Genomic DNA, 13,369 nt, shown 5'->3' on the forward strand with positions numbered 1-13,369 from the left:
CCCCTCCGGGGGCGTCCGGCGGAGTATTGCCCATGAACAGCAGCGCATTCATCACGCTTGAAAACATCAGTAAACAGTTTCCCGGCGTGCTGGCTCTGGATCGGGTCAGCCTGACGCTGAATAAAGGCGAGGTACACTGCCTGGCCGGCCAGAACGGCTGTGGCAAAAGCACCATCATCAAAATCATCTCCGGCGTCTATCAGCCGGAAAAGGGGGCTCGCCTCCTGATCGATGGCAAACTGTTCCACCAGCTCACCCCCTCACTCTCCGCCCACTACGGCGTGCAGGTTATCTATCAAGATCTGTCGCTGTTTCCGAACTTCAGCGTGGCGGAAAACATCGCCATTCATCGCTACCAGCCGGGCGGCGATCTGTGGGTACGCCGCCGCGCCATGCGGCAGCAGGCGCTGGCGGCGATGCAGCGCATCGGCGTGACGCTCGATCCGGACAAGAAGGTGGAGAAGCTGTCGATCGCCGATCGTCAGCTGGTCGCCATCTGCCGCGCCATCGCCGCCGATGCCCGCCTGGTGATCATGGATGAGCCCACCGCCTCCCTGACCCGCCAAGAGGTCAACGGTCTGCTGCGCGTGGTCAATGAGCTGAAGAGCGCGGGCATTTGCGTGGTCTTCGTCAGCCACCGTCTGGATGAGGTGATGGAGGTGGCCGATCGCATCAGCGTGATGCGCGACGGCAAGCTGGTCGGCACCTGGCCCGCCAGCGAGCTGGACAGCCACGAGCTGGCCTTCCTGATGACCGGCCAACGCTTCCACTATACGCCGCTGCCGGCCTATGACGCCTCAACGGCGGCGCCGCGCCTGGCGCTGCGCAACCTGACCCGACGCGGCAAATATCACGATATCAGCCTGACGCTGCACCAGGGCGAAATCGTCTCTATCGTCGGCCTGCTGGGCGCCGGACGCACCGAGCTGTGCCTGAGCCTGTTCGGCATGACCCGCCCCGACAGCGGCGAGATCTGCATCGACGGCCAGGCGGTCACCCTGAGCAGCAACCGCGACGCCATCCGCCACGGCATCGGCTACGTCTCGGAGGATCGCCTGACCCAGGGGCTGATCATGGATCAGTCCATCTATGACAACACCATCGTGACCGTCTTCGACCAGCTGCACACCAAGGCCGGACTGCTCGATCATCAGCGCGCCAATGCGCTGGTTCAGCGACTGATCCGTGAGCTGAATATCAAGGTGGCCGACAGCGCGCTGCCGGTCAAGACCCTCTCCGGCGGCAATGCGCAGCGCATCGCCATCGCCAAGTGGGTCGCGACCCGCCCCCGCATTCTGATCCTCGATTCGCCGACCGTCGGCGTCGATATCGCCAACAAAGAAGGGATCTACCAGATCGCCCGCGATCTGGCCCAGCAGGGCATGGCGGTGCTGATGATCTGCGATGAGATCCCGGAGGCCTACTACAACAGCCACCGCATCCTGGTGATGCGCCGAGGCGCCCTGGTGGCTGAATTTTTACCGCAGCGCTGCTGCGAACAGGATATTGCCGAGGTGGTCAATGCATAACGCCTTCCTTTCCCGCCTGGCGGGGCGACACGAAGCCTATCTCGGGCTGCTGGTCATCGCCCTGGCGCTGGGGCTCTCGCTGGCAACCGATGAGTTCTTCTCGCTGGGTAACCTGACGGACGTCGCCACCAGCTACGCCATTCTCGGGATCCTGGCCTGCGGCCTGTTCGTGGTGCTGATCGCCGGCGGGATCGATATCTCCTTCCCGGCGATGACCGCCATCGCCCAGTACGTGATGGCCAGCTGGATCATCACCCACGGCGGCAGCTTTCCGCTGGCCTTCGCCATGGCCATCGCCGTGGGGCTGCTGCTGGGGCTGTGTAACGGTTTCTTGGTCTACTGGCTGCGAGTACCGGCGATCATCATTACCATCGCGACCCTGAATCTCTACTATGGGCTGCTGGTCTACCTGACCAAGGGCACCTGGCTGTACGGCTTTCCCGACTGGTTTATGGAGGGGGTCAACTACCTCTCCTTTACCGGCGCCGACGGCTATGACTATGGTCTGACGCTGCCGCTGCTGTGCCTGGGCGGCACCGTCGCGCTGACCGCCGTGCTGATGAACCACACCCGCCTCGGGCGTCAGATCTATGCCATGGGCGGCAACCGCGACGCCGCCTCTCGCCTGGGCATGAACCTGCTGCGTCTGCACTTCTATGTCTACGGCTATATGGGGATCCTGGCCGGCGTGGCGGCGGTGGTTCAGGCACAGATCACCCAGTCGGTGGCGCCTAACTCGCTGCTCGGCTTTGAGCTGACGGTGCTGGCGGCGGTGGTGCTCGGCGGCACCAGCATGGCCGGCGGGCGCGGTACCCTGACCGGCACCCTGCTGGGGGTCATTCTGCTGGCCTTTTTGCAGAACGGCCTAACGCTGCTCGGCGTCTCCTCCTACTGGCATACGGTACTCAGCGGACTGATCATCCTGATCAGCATCAGCAGCACCGCCTGGAACGAAAAACGCAAACTGGCCAAGGAGCTATAACATGAACGCCTTTGCGCGCCTGCTGCCCGGCGATCGCATCATTCGCCTGCAGTGCCTGATTATCGTTGTCGTCGCGCTGCTGTTTTCCGCGCTGCTCGGCAGCCGCTTCTTCAGCGTAGCCAACTTTCAATCCATCGCTTCCCAGCTGCCGATCCTGGGCATGCTGGCGCTCGGCATGGGCGTGACCATGCTGACCGGCGGCATTAACCTGTCGATCATCGCCGGTGCCAACGCCTGCTCGCTGGTGATGGCCGCCATTATCGTCAGCCACCCCGACCAGCCGGCCTTCCTGGTGCTGGCGCTGCTGGCGGGTCTACTGGTGGCCGTCGCGATCGGCGCCCTCAACGGTGCCCTGATCGCCTGGGTCGGCGTGTCGCCGATTCTGGCGACGCTGGGCACCATGACGCTGCTCACCGGACTCAATATCCTGCTCTCCAACGGCGCGGTGATCGCCGGCTTCCCGCCGCTGATCCAGCAGCTCGGCAGCGCCTCCCTGCTGGGGATCCCCCTGGCCATGCTGCTGTTCCTGGCCGTCGCCGCCGCGCTGTGGCTCCTGCTGGAGCACACCACCTTAGGACGCAGCCTGTATCTGGTCGGCTCCAACCAACAGGCGACCCGCTTCAGCGGAGTGGACACCGCCCGCGTACAGATCGCCGTCTATATCATTTCGGCCCTGCTCGGCTGGGCCGCGGCGCTGCTGATGATGGCCAAGTTCAACTCGGCCAAGGCCGGCTACGGGGAGTCCTACCTGCTGGTCACGATTCTGGCCTCCGTGCTCGGCGGGATTAACCCGGACGGCGGATTTGGCCGTATTCTGGGGCTGGTGCTGGCGCTGATCGTGCTGCAGATGCTGGAGAGCGGACTCAATTTGCTGGGCGTCAGCAGCTACCTGACCATGGCCCTGTGGGGCGGTGTGCTGATCCTGTTTATTGCATTACAGAATCGAACAGCCTGATTTCAGGAGAAAATTCATGGCAAGCTACTTTATTGGCGTAGATGTGGGAACCGGCAGCGCGCGCGCCGGTGTCTTTGACCTCAGCGGACGAATGGTCGGTCAGGCAACGCGCGAAATCGACCTCTACCGCCCCCAGGCCGACTTTGTCGAACAGTCGTCCGACAACATCTGGCAGGCGGTGTGTAACGCGGTGCGCGACGCCGTGAGCCAGGCCGACATTAACCCAATTCAAATCAAAGGAATGGGATTCGATGCCACCTGTTCGCTGGTGGTGCTGGACAGCGAAGGCAAACCACTGACCATCAGCCCCTCCGGGCGCAGCGAACAGAACATCATCGTCTGGATGGATCACCGCGCCATCGCCCAGGCGGAGCGCATCAACACCACCCACCACCGGGTGCTGGACTTCGTCGGCGGCATTATCTCGCCGGAGATGCAGACGCCCAAGCTGCTGTGGCTAAAACAGCATATGCCGACCACCTGGGCCAACGCCGGCTACTTCTTTGACCTGCCGGACTTTTTGACCTGGCGCGCCACCCAGGATGACACCCGCTCCCTCTGCTCCACCGTCTGTAAATGGACCTATCTGGGGCACGAAAACCGCTGGGATGAGAGCTACTTCCGCGAGATAGGGCTAGAGGATCTGCTGGCGCACGATGCCGCCAAGATCGGCCGCGAAGTCAAAACCATGGGAGAGCCGTTGGGCTACGGCCTGACCGAACGCGCGGCGCGCGAGATGGGCCTGATCCCCGGCACCGCGGTCAGCGTCTCGATCATCGATGCCCACGCCGGCACGCTGGGAACCCTGGGCGCCAGCGGCGTCAGCGGTGACGTGGCCGACTTCGATCGCCGCATCGCCCTGATCGGCGGCACCTCCACCGGCCATATGGCCATGTCGCCCACCGCGCGCTTTATCGGCGGCGTATGGGGACCTTACTATTCGGCAATCCTGCCGGGCTACTGGCTGAACGAGGGGGGACAGTCCGCGACCGGCGCCCTGATCGATCACGTCATCCAGTCCCATCCCTGCTACGCCCCGCTGCTGGCGCAGGCCAAGGCCAACGGGCAGACCATCTATGAAGTGCTCAACGCCCTGCTGCGTAAAATGGCAGGAGAGCCGGAAAATATCGCTTTCCTGACCCGCGATATCCACGTCCTGCCCTATTTTCACGGTAACCGCTCGCCGCGCGCCAACCCGACCCTGAGCGGCGTCATGAGCGGCCTGAAGCTGTCGCGAACCCCGGAGGATCTGGCGCTACAGTATCTGGCGACCATCCAGGCGATCGCTTTGGGCACCCGCCATATCATCGAAACCATGAACCAGAGCGGCTACCGCATCGACACCATCATGGCCAGCGGCGGCGGCACCAAGAACCCGATCTTTGTTCAGGAGCACGCCAACGCCACCGGCTGCGCCATGCTGCTGCCCGTCGAAGGCGAGGCGATGCTGCTGGGCGGCGCCATGATGGGCACCGTCGCGGCCGGCGTCTTTGACACCCTGCCGGAGGCGATGGGCGCCATGAGCCGCATCGGCAAGACCGTCACGCCGCAGACCAACAGCATCAAGCGCTACTACGATCGCAAATACCGGGTGTTCCATGAAATGTATCAGGACCATATGAAGTATCGCCAGCTGATGCAGGAGGCGGAATGACGGCGGAATGGCATCAGGCGCAGACGGCCTGGCAAATCTATAGCGCCGAGCTGACACAGCTGGCGCAGCGGCTGGACGCCGAGCAGTGGCAGCAGCTGCTGGATCGGCTATCCGGGTGCCGGGGCAAGATCGTGGTCAGCGGCGTCGGCACCTCGGGGATCGCCGCGCGTAAAGTCGCGCACATGCTGGCCTGCGTAGAGCGTCCGGCCATCTATCTCAACGCCACTGACGCGGCCCATGGCGACCTTGGCTTTCTGCGCGGCGACGATCTGGTGATCCTCATCTCGCGCGGCGGCAATTCGGAGGAGCTGACCCGCCTGCTGCCGGCGCTACAGGCGAAGGGGGTTCCCCTGATCGCCGTAACGGAAAATCCACGCTCGGCCATCGCCCGCGCGGCGCAGCTGACGCTGGCGACCGGGGTACAGCGCGAGATAGACCCGCTCAACATGCTGGCCACCACCTCCATCATCTTGGTGTTGGCCCTGTTCGATGCCGCCTGCGCCTGTCTGATGCAGCGCAGCGGCTACGATCGCCAGACGCTGCTGAGCGTGCATCCCGGCGGCGACGTGGGGCTAAGCCTACGCCGCAGCACGGACGATCAGGCCAGCGGTGCGTAGATATCGAAGCGGTGGCTTTTGGTCAGGGTGGCGTTAGGGGTCGCGACGTCGGCCAGCGGCGGCGCATAGTCTGGCCGCTTAACCACCACCCGCTTGGTGGCCAAACGGCGCGCCGGCGCCAGCAGGGCGTCGGCGTCGTCATCGGCGCCGACCAGCGCCTGAAACACCCGCATCTCTTTCTTCACCAGCGCGCTTTTCTGCCGGTGGGGGAACATCGGATCCAGATAAACCACCTCTGGACGCGGACTCAGCGTGGCCAGCGCCTCGATGCTGGAGGCGTGCAGCAGGGTCAGCCGCTCGCGCAGCCACGGACCGATCTCCGCATCGGCATAGCCGCGCTGTAGACCGTCATCCAGCAACGCCGCCACCACCGGGTGGCGCTCCAGCATCCGCACGCGGCATCCCAGCGACGCCAGTACAAACGCATCGCGGCCTAGCCCGGCGGTGGCGTCCACCACCGCCGGCAGGTAGCCGCCCTTAATGCCGACCGCCTTGGCCACCGCCTCGCCGCGGCCGCCGCCAAAGCGGCGACGGTGCGCCAGCGTCCCGCCGACGAAATCGACGAAAATAGCCCCCAGCTTTGGCTCATCTAGCTTGCGCAGCTCCAGGCGCTGCGGCGTCAGCACCAGCGCCAGTACGGCGTCGGCGTCGTGACACAGCCCCCAGCGCTGCGCCAGCGCGCTCAGCGCCGTCGCATCGGCACCCTCTTCCACCAGCAGCTGAACCGCCGCCATCAGCCCTTAATCCCGTAATGACGCAGCATGGCATCGATCTGCGGCTCACGCCCGCGGAACGCTTTAAACAGAGTCATCGGCTCATCGGAGCCCCCCTGCGACAGCACGTTATCCAAGAAGGCGCGCCCGGTATCAACGTTAAAGATCCCCTCCTCCTCAAAGCGGGAGAAGGCATCCGCCGACAGCAGCTCAGCCCACAGATAGCTGTAGTAGCCGGCCGCATAGCCGCCGGCGAAGATGTGGCTGAACGCATGCGGAAAACGTCCCCACTCCGGCGACGGCACGACCGCCACCAGCGCCTTGACCTGGCGCAGGGTCTCCATGATCTGCGCGCCCTGCGACGGGTCGAACTCGGTGTGCAGACGGAAATCAAACAGTCCGAACTCCAGCTGGCGCAGGATAAACAGCGCCGACTGATAGTTCTTCGCCGCCAGCATCCGATCCAGCATCGCCTGCGGCAGCGGCTCGCCGCTCTGATAGTGGCCGGAGATAAAGGCCAACGCCTCCGGCTCCCAGCACCAGTTCTCCATAAACTGGCTCGGCAGCTCGACCGCATCCCACGGTACCCCGTTGATCCCGGACACTCCCGGGGTGTCGATACGGGTCAGCATATGGTGTAAGCCGTGGCCAAACTCGTGGAACAGGGTGGTCACTTCGCCGTGGGTAAACAGCGCCGGGCTATCGCCCAGCGGACGGTTGAAGTTACAGGTCAGGTAGGCCACCGGCTTCTGCAGGCTGCCGTCGGCGCGGCGCAGACGCCCGGCGCAGTCGTCCATCCAGGCGCCGCCGCGCTTGTGTTCACGCGCGTACAGATCCAGGTAGAAGCTACCGCACAGCTCACCGTCGCTGCCGTACAGCTCAAAGAAACGCACCTCCGGATGCCAGACATCCACGTCGTGACGCTCTTTGGCCGTAATGCCATAGATGCGATGCACCACCTCAAACAGCCCGCTCAGCACCGTCGGCTCGGGGAAGTAGGGGCGCAGCTCCTCGTCGCTGATGGCGTAGAGATGCTGCTTCTGTTTTTCGCTGTAGTAGGTGATGTCCCAGGGCGCCAGCTCGCTGACGCCATAGTGACGCAGGGCAAAGGCACTGAGCTGCTCCAGTTCCGCCGCCCCCTGTTTTTGGGCGCGCTGCGCCAGATCGTTGAGGAACCCCAGCACCTGCTGCGGGTTTTCAGCCATCTTGGTCGCCAGCGACTTGTCGGCGTAGCTGGCAAAGCCCAGCAGCTGGGCCAGCTCGTGGCGCAGCGCCAGCGTTTCGTTCATGATGGCGCCGTTGTCCCACTCACCGGCGTTCGGCCCCTGATCGGAGGCGCGCGTCGTGAAGGCGCGGTACATCTCATAGCGCAGTTCGCGGTTGTCGGCATAGGTCATCACCGGCAGGTAGCTCGGCATATCCAGCGTCAGCAGCCACCCCTGCTGACCACGTGACGACGCCAGCGCCTGGGCCGCCGCCAGCGCACTCTCCGGCAGGCCAGCCAGCGCCGCCTTCTCCGTCACCAGCTTGCTCCAACCCATGGTCGCATCCAGCACATTATTGCTAAAGGCGGAGCCCAGCTCAGACAGGCGCATGACGATTTCGCCGTAGCGCTTCTGCGCCTCCGGCGGCAGGCCGATACCGGACAGCTCAAAGTCGCGCAGCGCATTATCCACCGCCCGCTTCTGGGCCTTGTCCAGCGCCATGTAGCCCTCTCCCGCCTTCAACTGGCGGTAGGCCTGATACAGCCCCTGATGCTGGCCGACCCAGGTGCCGTACTCCGACAGCAGCGGCAGGCACTGCTCATAGGCTGCCCGCAGCTCCGGGCTGTTTTTTACCGCGTTGAGATGGCTGACCGGCGAAAAAATACGCCCTAAACGATCGTCGGCCTCGGCCAGCGGCTGGACCAGGTTCTCCCAGGTAAAGGGGCCGGTCTGCGCCACCACGCGCTCTACCGCGGCGCGGCAGTCGGCCAGCGCCGCGCTCACCGCCGGAACCACGTCCTGCGGCGTAATGCGAGAAAAGGGCGGAAGCACAAAGGGAGTCAGCAAAGGATTGGTCATCGGCAAGTGTCCTATGGTCGGCAGGGCTGACGCAGCAGCCCTGAAATCGGGATATCCGCCGCGTGACGCCGCGGATAAAATAAGGCGTATTGAAACTAGGATGGGGACTGCGGCGCAGAAAATCAATCTCTGCGCGCACGGTCTAGGGGGTCGCGGCGGCGGCAACGCACCGAATATGCTGTGCCAGCTCGGCCAGTCGTGCGTCATCGGCGCGCGGTGCATCGTGGGAGGAAAGGTAGCCTTCGTAGCGGGTAAAGAAGCGCTGGCTGCGCGTCTCTATCGGCCGCCACTCGTCCATATTGGCGGTGCCGTGCATCGGGAACAGCTTGCTGTGAACGTGATCCACGCCAAACCCCTCAAAAAACATGCCGCAGCGGCCCACATCCTCAAAGGCGGCATCGAGCCGCCGAGCCACCGTCTTGGTCGCCAGCATCAGGCGCGTCAGCGCGTCATCAGGCATATCGAACGCATAGCTAGGGTAATGGCGCTTGGGGATCACCACGCTGAACCCGTCCGTATTGGGATAGATAGACAGGAAAGCCAGATGCGCGTCATCTTCCCAGATCTTATGGCACGGCGCCTCGCCGCGTACTATTTGACAAAAAATACAGCACATCACCTTCGCCTCTTCTCAACGGCGGCGCGCGGGTTTATCACGCCTCGGCTCATGAAATGGGGTATACTTTATCCAATATCGCGCCGCGCCGGTTTCTGCCTGCCGCGGCCGCATCAATCAGGCTTCATTTTTAACCCGAACGACTCACCAGAAGCAAACCACCCTATGTTAAGTTACCGTCACAGTTTTCATGCCGGCAACCACGCCGACGTTCTCAAGCACACCGTCCAAAGCCTGATCATCGCGGCGCTTAAGGAAAAGGACAAACCGTTCCTGTACCTCGATACCCACGCCGGCGCCGGGCGCTATCTGCTCAGCGGCGAACATGCCGAGAAGACCGGCGAATACCTGGAGGGGATCGCCCGCTTATGGCAGCGCGACGATCTGCCGGAGGCGCTGACGCCGTATATGGACGCCGTGCGCCACTTCAACCGCGCCGGCCAGCTGCGCTATTACCCGGGCTCTCCGCTGATCGCCCGTCAGCTGCTGCGCGAGCAGGATCGTCTGCACCTGAGCGAGCTGCATCCCAGCGACTTTCCGCTGCTGCGCGCCGAATTCCAGAAAGACGAGCGCGCCCGGGTCGTCCGTGAAAATGGCTACCAGCAGCTCAAGTCTCAGCTGCCGCCGGCGACACGGCGCGGCCTGATCCTGATCGATCCGCCCTATGAGCTGAAGAGCGACTATCAGGATGTGGTGAAAGGGATCCAGGAGGGGCACAAACGCTTTGCCACCGGTACCTATGCACTGTGGTACCCGGTGGTGCTGCGTCAGAACATCAGGCGCATGGTCCATGCCCTGGAGGAGACCGGCATCCGCCGTATCCTGCAGATTGAGCTGGCGGTACGCCCGGACAGCGATCAGCGCGGGATGACCGCCTCCGGGATGATCGTCATCAATCCGCCGTGGAAGCTGGAAGAGCAGATGCGCAGCCTGCTGCCTTGGCTGCACCAAGCGCTGGTTCCGCAGGGAACCGGCCACGCCAGCGTCAGCTGGATCGTCCCAGAGTAATTCCACGCGCTTCATACGGAATTTGTGCCCTGCCGACGGCAAGATTTTGCCGTCGGCCCACCGCAGCGTTACACTCCAAAGCAAACCTGCAAATAGCGGCGGTATCTCGCCATCCTGTCTCCGGCAGAGGGACTTTGCGGGGCAAATCCGATTTGTTGATAACGCTGAGACATCCCTATGACTAAACATTATGACTATCTCGCCATCGGCGGCGGCAGCGGCGGTATCGCCTCCATCAATCGGGCGGCGATGTACGGCCGCACGTGTGCGCTGATCGAAGCCAACGCGCTGGGCGGCACCTGTGTCAACGTGGGCTGCGTACCGAAGAAGGTGATGTGGCACGCCGCGCAGATCGCTGAGGCCATCAAGCTGTATGGCCCGGACTACGGCTTTGACACCACGCTCAACCGCTTCGACTGGCAGCGCCTGATCGACAGCCGCAGCGCCTATATCGAGCGGATTCATCAGTCCTATCAGCGCGGTCTGGGAAATAATAAAGTCGACGTTATCCAAGGATTTGCCACCTTTATTGACGCCCACACGGTCGAGGTCAACGGCGAGCGCATCAGCGCCGACCATATTCTCATCGCCACCGGGGGACGGCCGGCGCACCCGGATATCCCGGGCGCAGAATATGGTATCGACTCCGACGGCTTCTTTGCCCTTGACGCACTGCCGCAGCGCGTCGCCATCGTTGGCGCGGGCTACATCGCGGTCGAGATCGCCGGGGTGCTCAACGCGCTGGGCGCCGAAACCCACCTGTTTGTCCGTAAGCATGCGCCGCTGCGCAGCTTCGACAGTCTGATCGTCGATACCCTGCTGGAGGTGATGCACAGCGAAGGGCCTCAGCTGCATACCCACAGCGTACCGCAGTCGGTGGTTAAGAACGCGGACGGCAGCCTGACGCTGACGCTGGAAAACGGCCATCGCCAGACCGTCGATTGCCTGATCTGGGCCATCGGCCGCGATCCGAATACCGACCGCCTCAACCTGGGCGCCGCCGGGGTCGCCACCGACGCCAACGGCTATATTCCGGTGGATGCGTTCCAGAATACCAACGTTCCCGGCATCTACGCCGTCGGGGACAATACCGGCGCCGTCGAGCTGACGCCGGTCGCCGTCGCCGCCGGGCGGCGCCTCTCTGAGCGTCTGTTCAACAACAAGCCGCAGGAGCATCTGGACTACAGCAATATTCCCACCGTGGTCTTCAGCCACCCGCCGATCGGCACCGTGGGGCTGACCGAAGCGCAGGCGCGCGCGCAGTACGGCGATGAACAGATTAAGGTCTACACCTCCTCATTTACCGCCATGTACAGCGCAGTCACCCAGCACCGTCAGCCGTGCCGCATGAAGCTGGTGTGCCAGGGGGCAGATGAACGGATCGTCGGGATCCACGGGATCGGCTTCGGTATGGATGAAATGCTGCAGGGCTTCGCCGTGGCGCTGAAGATGGGGCGACCAAGCGGGACTTCGACAATACCGTGGCCATCCATCCGACGGCCTCGGAAGAGTTTGTCACCATGCGTTAAGCGTGGGGGACGCCATCAACGGGCCGGCCGATGCCGGCCCGTTCTGTTTTAAGGACGAGCGTTAGGCCGTGGTAGCTCTGGCATCGCTGCCGGTGCTGTCCCCCGGCAGGGTAAAGAGAGCCACCGCCTGGGACAGGCCGCAGGCCCGCTCCTCCAGCGATGTGGCGGACGCGGCGGACTGCTGCACCAGCGCGGCGTTCTGCTGGGTGACCTGCTCCATCTCGCTTACCGCCTGACTCACCTGCGCGATCCCCAGGCTCTGTTCGTCAGAAGCCGCCGCGATCTCGGCAATAATCCCGGTGACCCGCTGAGCGGCCCCGACCACCGACTGCATCGTCTCTCCCGCCTGCGTCGCCTGCTGGGAGCCGGTATCGATGCGCCGAACCGAATCCTCGATCAGCGTGCGGATCTCACGCGCCGCCTGGGCGCTACGCTGAGCCAGGCTACGTACCTCGCCGGCCACCACGGCAAAGCCGCGCCCCTGCTCTCCGGCGCGCGCCGCCTCTACCGCCGCATTGAGCGCCAGAATATTGGTCTGGAAGGCAATGGAGTCAATCACCCCGGTAATGCTGGCGATTTTACGTGAGCTGTCGGCGATTTCGCCCATCGTCGTAACGACCTGGCCGACCTCTGTCCCGCCCTGATCCGCCGTCGCGGAGGCGCTGCTGGCCAGCTGGCTAGCCTGGCGAGCGTTATCGGCATTCTGACGCACCGTGGCCGTTAACTGCTCCATACTGGCGGCCGTCTCCTCTAGCGCCGCCGCCTGCTGCTCGGTGCGCGACGACAGATCCGCATTGCCGACGGTAATGTCGCCGCTGCCGTGCAGCAGGGCATCGGCGCCGCCGCGCACCTGGCCGACGATCGAAATCAATGCCTGCTGCATTTCGCTGATGCTGCGCGCCAGGCTCCCCAGCTCGTTGCGCCCGCCCGCCAGCGTCGCCGACAGATCGCCGGCGGTCAGGCGGCGCAAATGCGCGTGCAGCTGGGCCAGCGGCCGCAGCAGGATCCCGCGCGCCGCCGCTCCGGCCAGGATGATTAACAGCACGACCGCCAGCGCTATACCGGCCAATGTCCACACCATGCGCTCAAAGCTGCGCTGGTTGGCGTCGATCCCCTGCTGCAGCAGGCCATGATTCTGGGCGCGCCACTGCGCATAAATCTCCGCCATGGCATCCTGCGCCGCCTGGGTTTCCAGATTGCCGTAGGCCGGATAGTCGCCGGCGCGCAGATAGCGCGAGGAATCGCGCAGCAGGCTATACAGCGCCGTGAAACGACGCTCAACCTCCGCCGCGAGGGCGGCGTCCTGCCCGGGCAGCCGCGGCGCGGCGCGGTAGTTTTTGAAGTAGCCTTCGGCGCTGTCCAGCGAAGCGTTCGCCGCATCCAGCAACGGGCCGATTTCAGCCTGCGCCACCCCGGCATTTTGCTGCTTCAGGTAGCGGATCGCGACCCGGTTAATGGTCACTCGCGTCATCACCAGCGTCTGCCAGCCATCGGCCAGCTGCTCCTGCTGATAGCTCAGCGCTCGCGACTGCGAGAAGTTGTCCCGATCCTGCGCAATCGCCGTATAGAACAGACGCCCGGAAAGTCCCTGTAGCAGGGTAAATATAGCCAATAAGACGATAATCCCCGTAATAACCCTGACGTTTTTAAACATGCCGTTTCCTAAGTCCTTTAATGGTATGTATCTGACAAGGATATATCGG

10 protein-coding genes and 1 pseudogene are annotated in these 13,369 nt (G+C 63.7%); 7 read left to right on the plus strand and 4 right to left on the minus strand.

Going from position 1 to position 13,369, the window contains the following annotated elements; genetic code table 11:
• The first annotated feature begins 32 nt into the window (after positions 1 to 32).
• From BRD58_RS17260 to BRD58_RS17280, 5 genes are read left to right on the plus strand one after another with little or no spacing between them, the layout of a single operon-like run.
• A complete protein-coding gene (locus BRD58_RS17260) occupies positions 33 to 1,529 on the plus strand; it encodes a sugar ABC transporter ATP-binding protein (RefSeq protein ID WP_012850155.1) in 1,497 nt (498 codons plus the stop codon).
• A complete protein-coding gene (locus BRD58_RS17265) occupies positions 1,522 to 2,511 on the plus strand; it encodes an ABC transporter permease (protein ID WP_012850156.1) in 990 nt (329 codons plus the stop codon). The genes BRD58_RS17260 and BRD58_RS17265 overlap by 8 nt, the downstream gene beginning before the upstream one ends.
• A gap of 1 nt (position 2,512) precedes the next feature.
• On the plus strand, positions 2,513 to 3,466 hold the full coding sequence (locus tag BRD58_RS17270; protein ID WP_015462481.1) for an ABC transporter permease: 954 nt from the start codon (positions 2,513 to 2,515) through the stop codon (positions 3,464 to 3,466).
• 16 nt (positions 3,467 to 3,482) lie between these two features.
• Positions 3,483 to 5,120 (plus strand): FGGY-family carbohydrate kinase, encoded by a 1,638-nt coding sequence (locus BRD58_RS17275; RefSeq protein WP_012850158.1) that lies wholly within the window; start codon positions 3,483 to 3,485, stop codon positions 5,118 to 5,120.
• A complete protein-coding gene (locus tag BRD58_RS17280) occupies positions 5,117 to 5,737 on the plus strand; it encodes a KpsF/GutQ family sugar-phosphate isomerase (RefSeq protein WP_069579499.1) in 621 nt (206 codons plus the stop codon). The genes BRD58_RS17275 and BRD58_RS17280 overlap by 4 nt, the downstream gene beginning before the upstream one ends.
• On the opposite strand, the gene rsmJ is transcribed toward BRD58_RS17280, so the two are convergent.
• The 3 genes from rsmJ to BRD58_RS17295 form a co-directional block, all read right to left on the minus strand.
• A complete protein-coding gene (gene rsmJ, locus BRD58_RS17285; RefSeq protein WP_069579501.1) occupies positions 5,719 to 6,471 on the minus strand; it encodes a 16S rRNA (guanine(1516)-N(2))-methyltransferase RsmJ in 753 nt (250 codons plus the stop codon). The two genes, BRD58_RS17280 and rsmJ, sit on opposite strands and share 19 nt — an antisense overlap.
• A complete protein-coding gene (prlC, locus tag BRD58_RS17290; protein ID WP_012850161.1) occupies positions 6,471 to 8,513 on the minus strand; it encodes an oligopeptidase A in 2,043 nt (680 codons plus the stop codon). Before prlC ends, rsmJ begins: the two co-directional genes overlap by 1 nt.
• A 142-nt stretch (positions 8,514 to 8,655) precedes the next feature.
• Positions 8,656 to 9,129 carry an HIT family protein gene (locus BRD58_RS17295; RefSeq protein ID WP_069579503.1) on the minus strand — a complete coding sequence of 158 codons (474 nt, stop codon included), beginning with the start codon at positions 9,127 to 9,129 and terminating at the stop codon, positions 8,656 to 8,658.
• Positions 9,130 to 9,294: 165 nt separating this feature from the next.
• Between BRD58_RS17295 and BRD58_RS17300 the strand changes: the two genes are divergently transcribed.
• Positions 9,295 to 10,137 carry a 23S rRNA (adenine(2030)-N(6))-methyltransferase RlmJ gene (locus tag BRD58_RS17300; protein WP_012850163.1) on the plus strand — a complete coding sequence of 281 codons (843 nt, stop codon included), beginning with the start codon at positions 9,295 to 9,297 and terminating at the stop codon, positions 10,135 to 10,137.
• 177 nt (positions 10,138 to 10,314) lie between these two features.
• A pseudogene (gene gorA / locus BRD58_RS17305) lies at positions 10,315 to 11,666 on the plus strand (glutathione-disulfide reductase).
• Between the two features lie 61 nt (positions 11,667 to 11,727).
• Here the strand turns inward: gorA and BRD58_RS17310 are convergent.
• The gene (locus BRD58_RS17310; RefSeq protein ID WP_012850165.1) at positions 11,728 to 13,320 is read right to left on the minus strand and encodes a methyl-accepting chemotaxis protein; all 1,593 of its coding nucleotides are present in this window, start codon (positions 13,318 to 13,320) and stop codon (positions 11,728 to 11,730) included.
• Between the last annotated feature and the right edge of the window lie 49 nt (positions 13,321 to 13,369).

Source organism: Edwardsiella piscicida (genome assembly GCF_001896205.1).
GTDB lineage: Bacteria > Pseudomonadota > Gammaproteobacteria > Enterobacterales > Enterobacteriaceae > Edwardsiella > Edwardsiella piscicida.

Excerpts from the sequence above, each read along its gene's own strand:
- BRD58_RS17260 (WP_012850155.1), top strand. The coding sequence starts at position 33 with ATGAACAGCAGCGCATTCATCACGCTTGAAAACATCAGTAAACAGTTT.
- BRD58_RS17265 (WP_012850156.1), top strand. The coding sequence starts at position 1,522 with ATGCATAACGCCTTCCTTTCCCGCCTGGCGGGGCGACACGAAGCCTAT.
- BRD58_RS17270 (WP_015462481.1), top strand. The coding sequence starts at position 2,513 with ATGAACGCCTTTGCGCGCCTGCTGCCCGGCGATCGCATCATTCGCCTG.
- BRD58_RS17275 (WP_012850158.1), top strand. The coding sequence starts at position 3,483 with ATGGCAAGCTACTTTATTGGCGTAGATGTGGGAACCGGCAGCGCGCGC.
- BRD58_RS17280 (WP_069579499.1), top strand. The coding sequence starts at position 5,117 with ATGACGGCGGAATGGCATCAGGCGCAGACGGCCTGGCAAATCTATAGC.
- rsmJ (WP_069579501.1), bottom strand. The coding sequence starts at position 6,471 with ATGGCGGCGGTTCAGCTGCTGGTGGAAGAGGGTGCCGATGCGACGGCG.
- prlC (WP_012850161.1), bottom strand. The coding sequence starts at position 8,513 with ATGACCAATCCTTTGCTGACTCCCTTTGTGCTTCCGCCCTTTTCTCGC.
- BRD58_RS17295 (WP_069579503.1), bottom strand. The coding sequence starts at position 9,129 with ATGTGCTGTATTTTTTGTCAAATAGTACGCGGCGAGGCGCCGTGCCAT.
- BRD58_RS17300 (WP_012850163.1), top strand. The coding sequence starts at position 9,295 with ATGTTAAGTTACCGTCACAGTTTTCATGCCGGCAACCACGCCGACGTT.
- BRD58_RS17310 (WP_012850165.1), bottom strand. The coding sequence starts at position 13,320 with ATGTTTAAAAACGTCAGGGTTATTACGGGGATTATCGTCTTATTGGCT.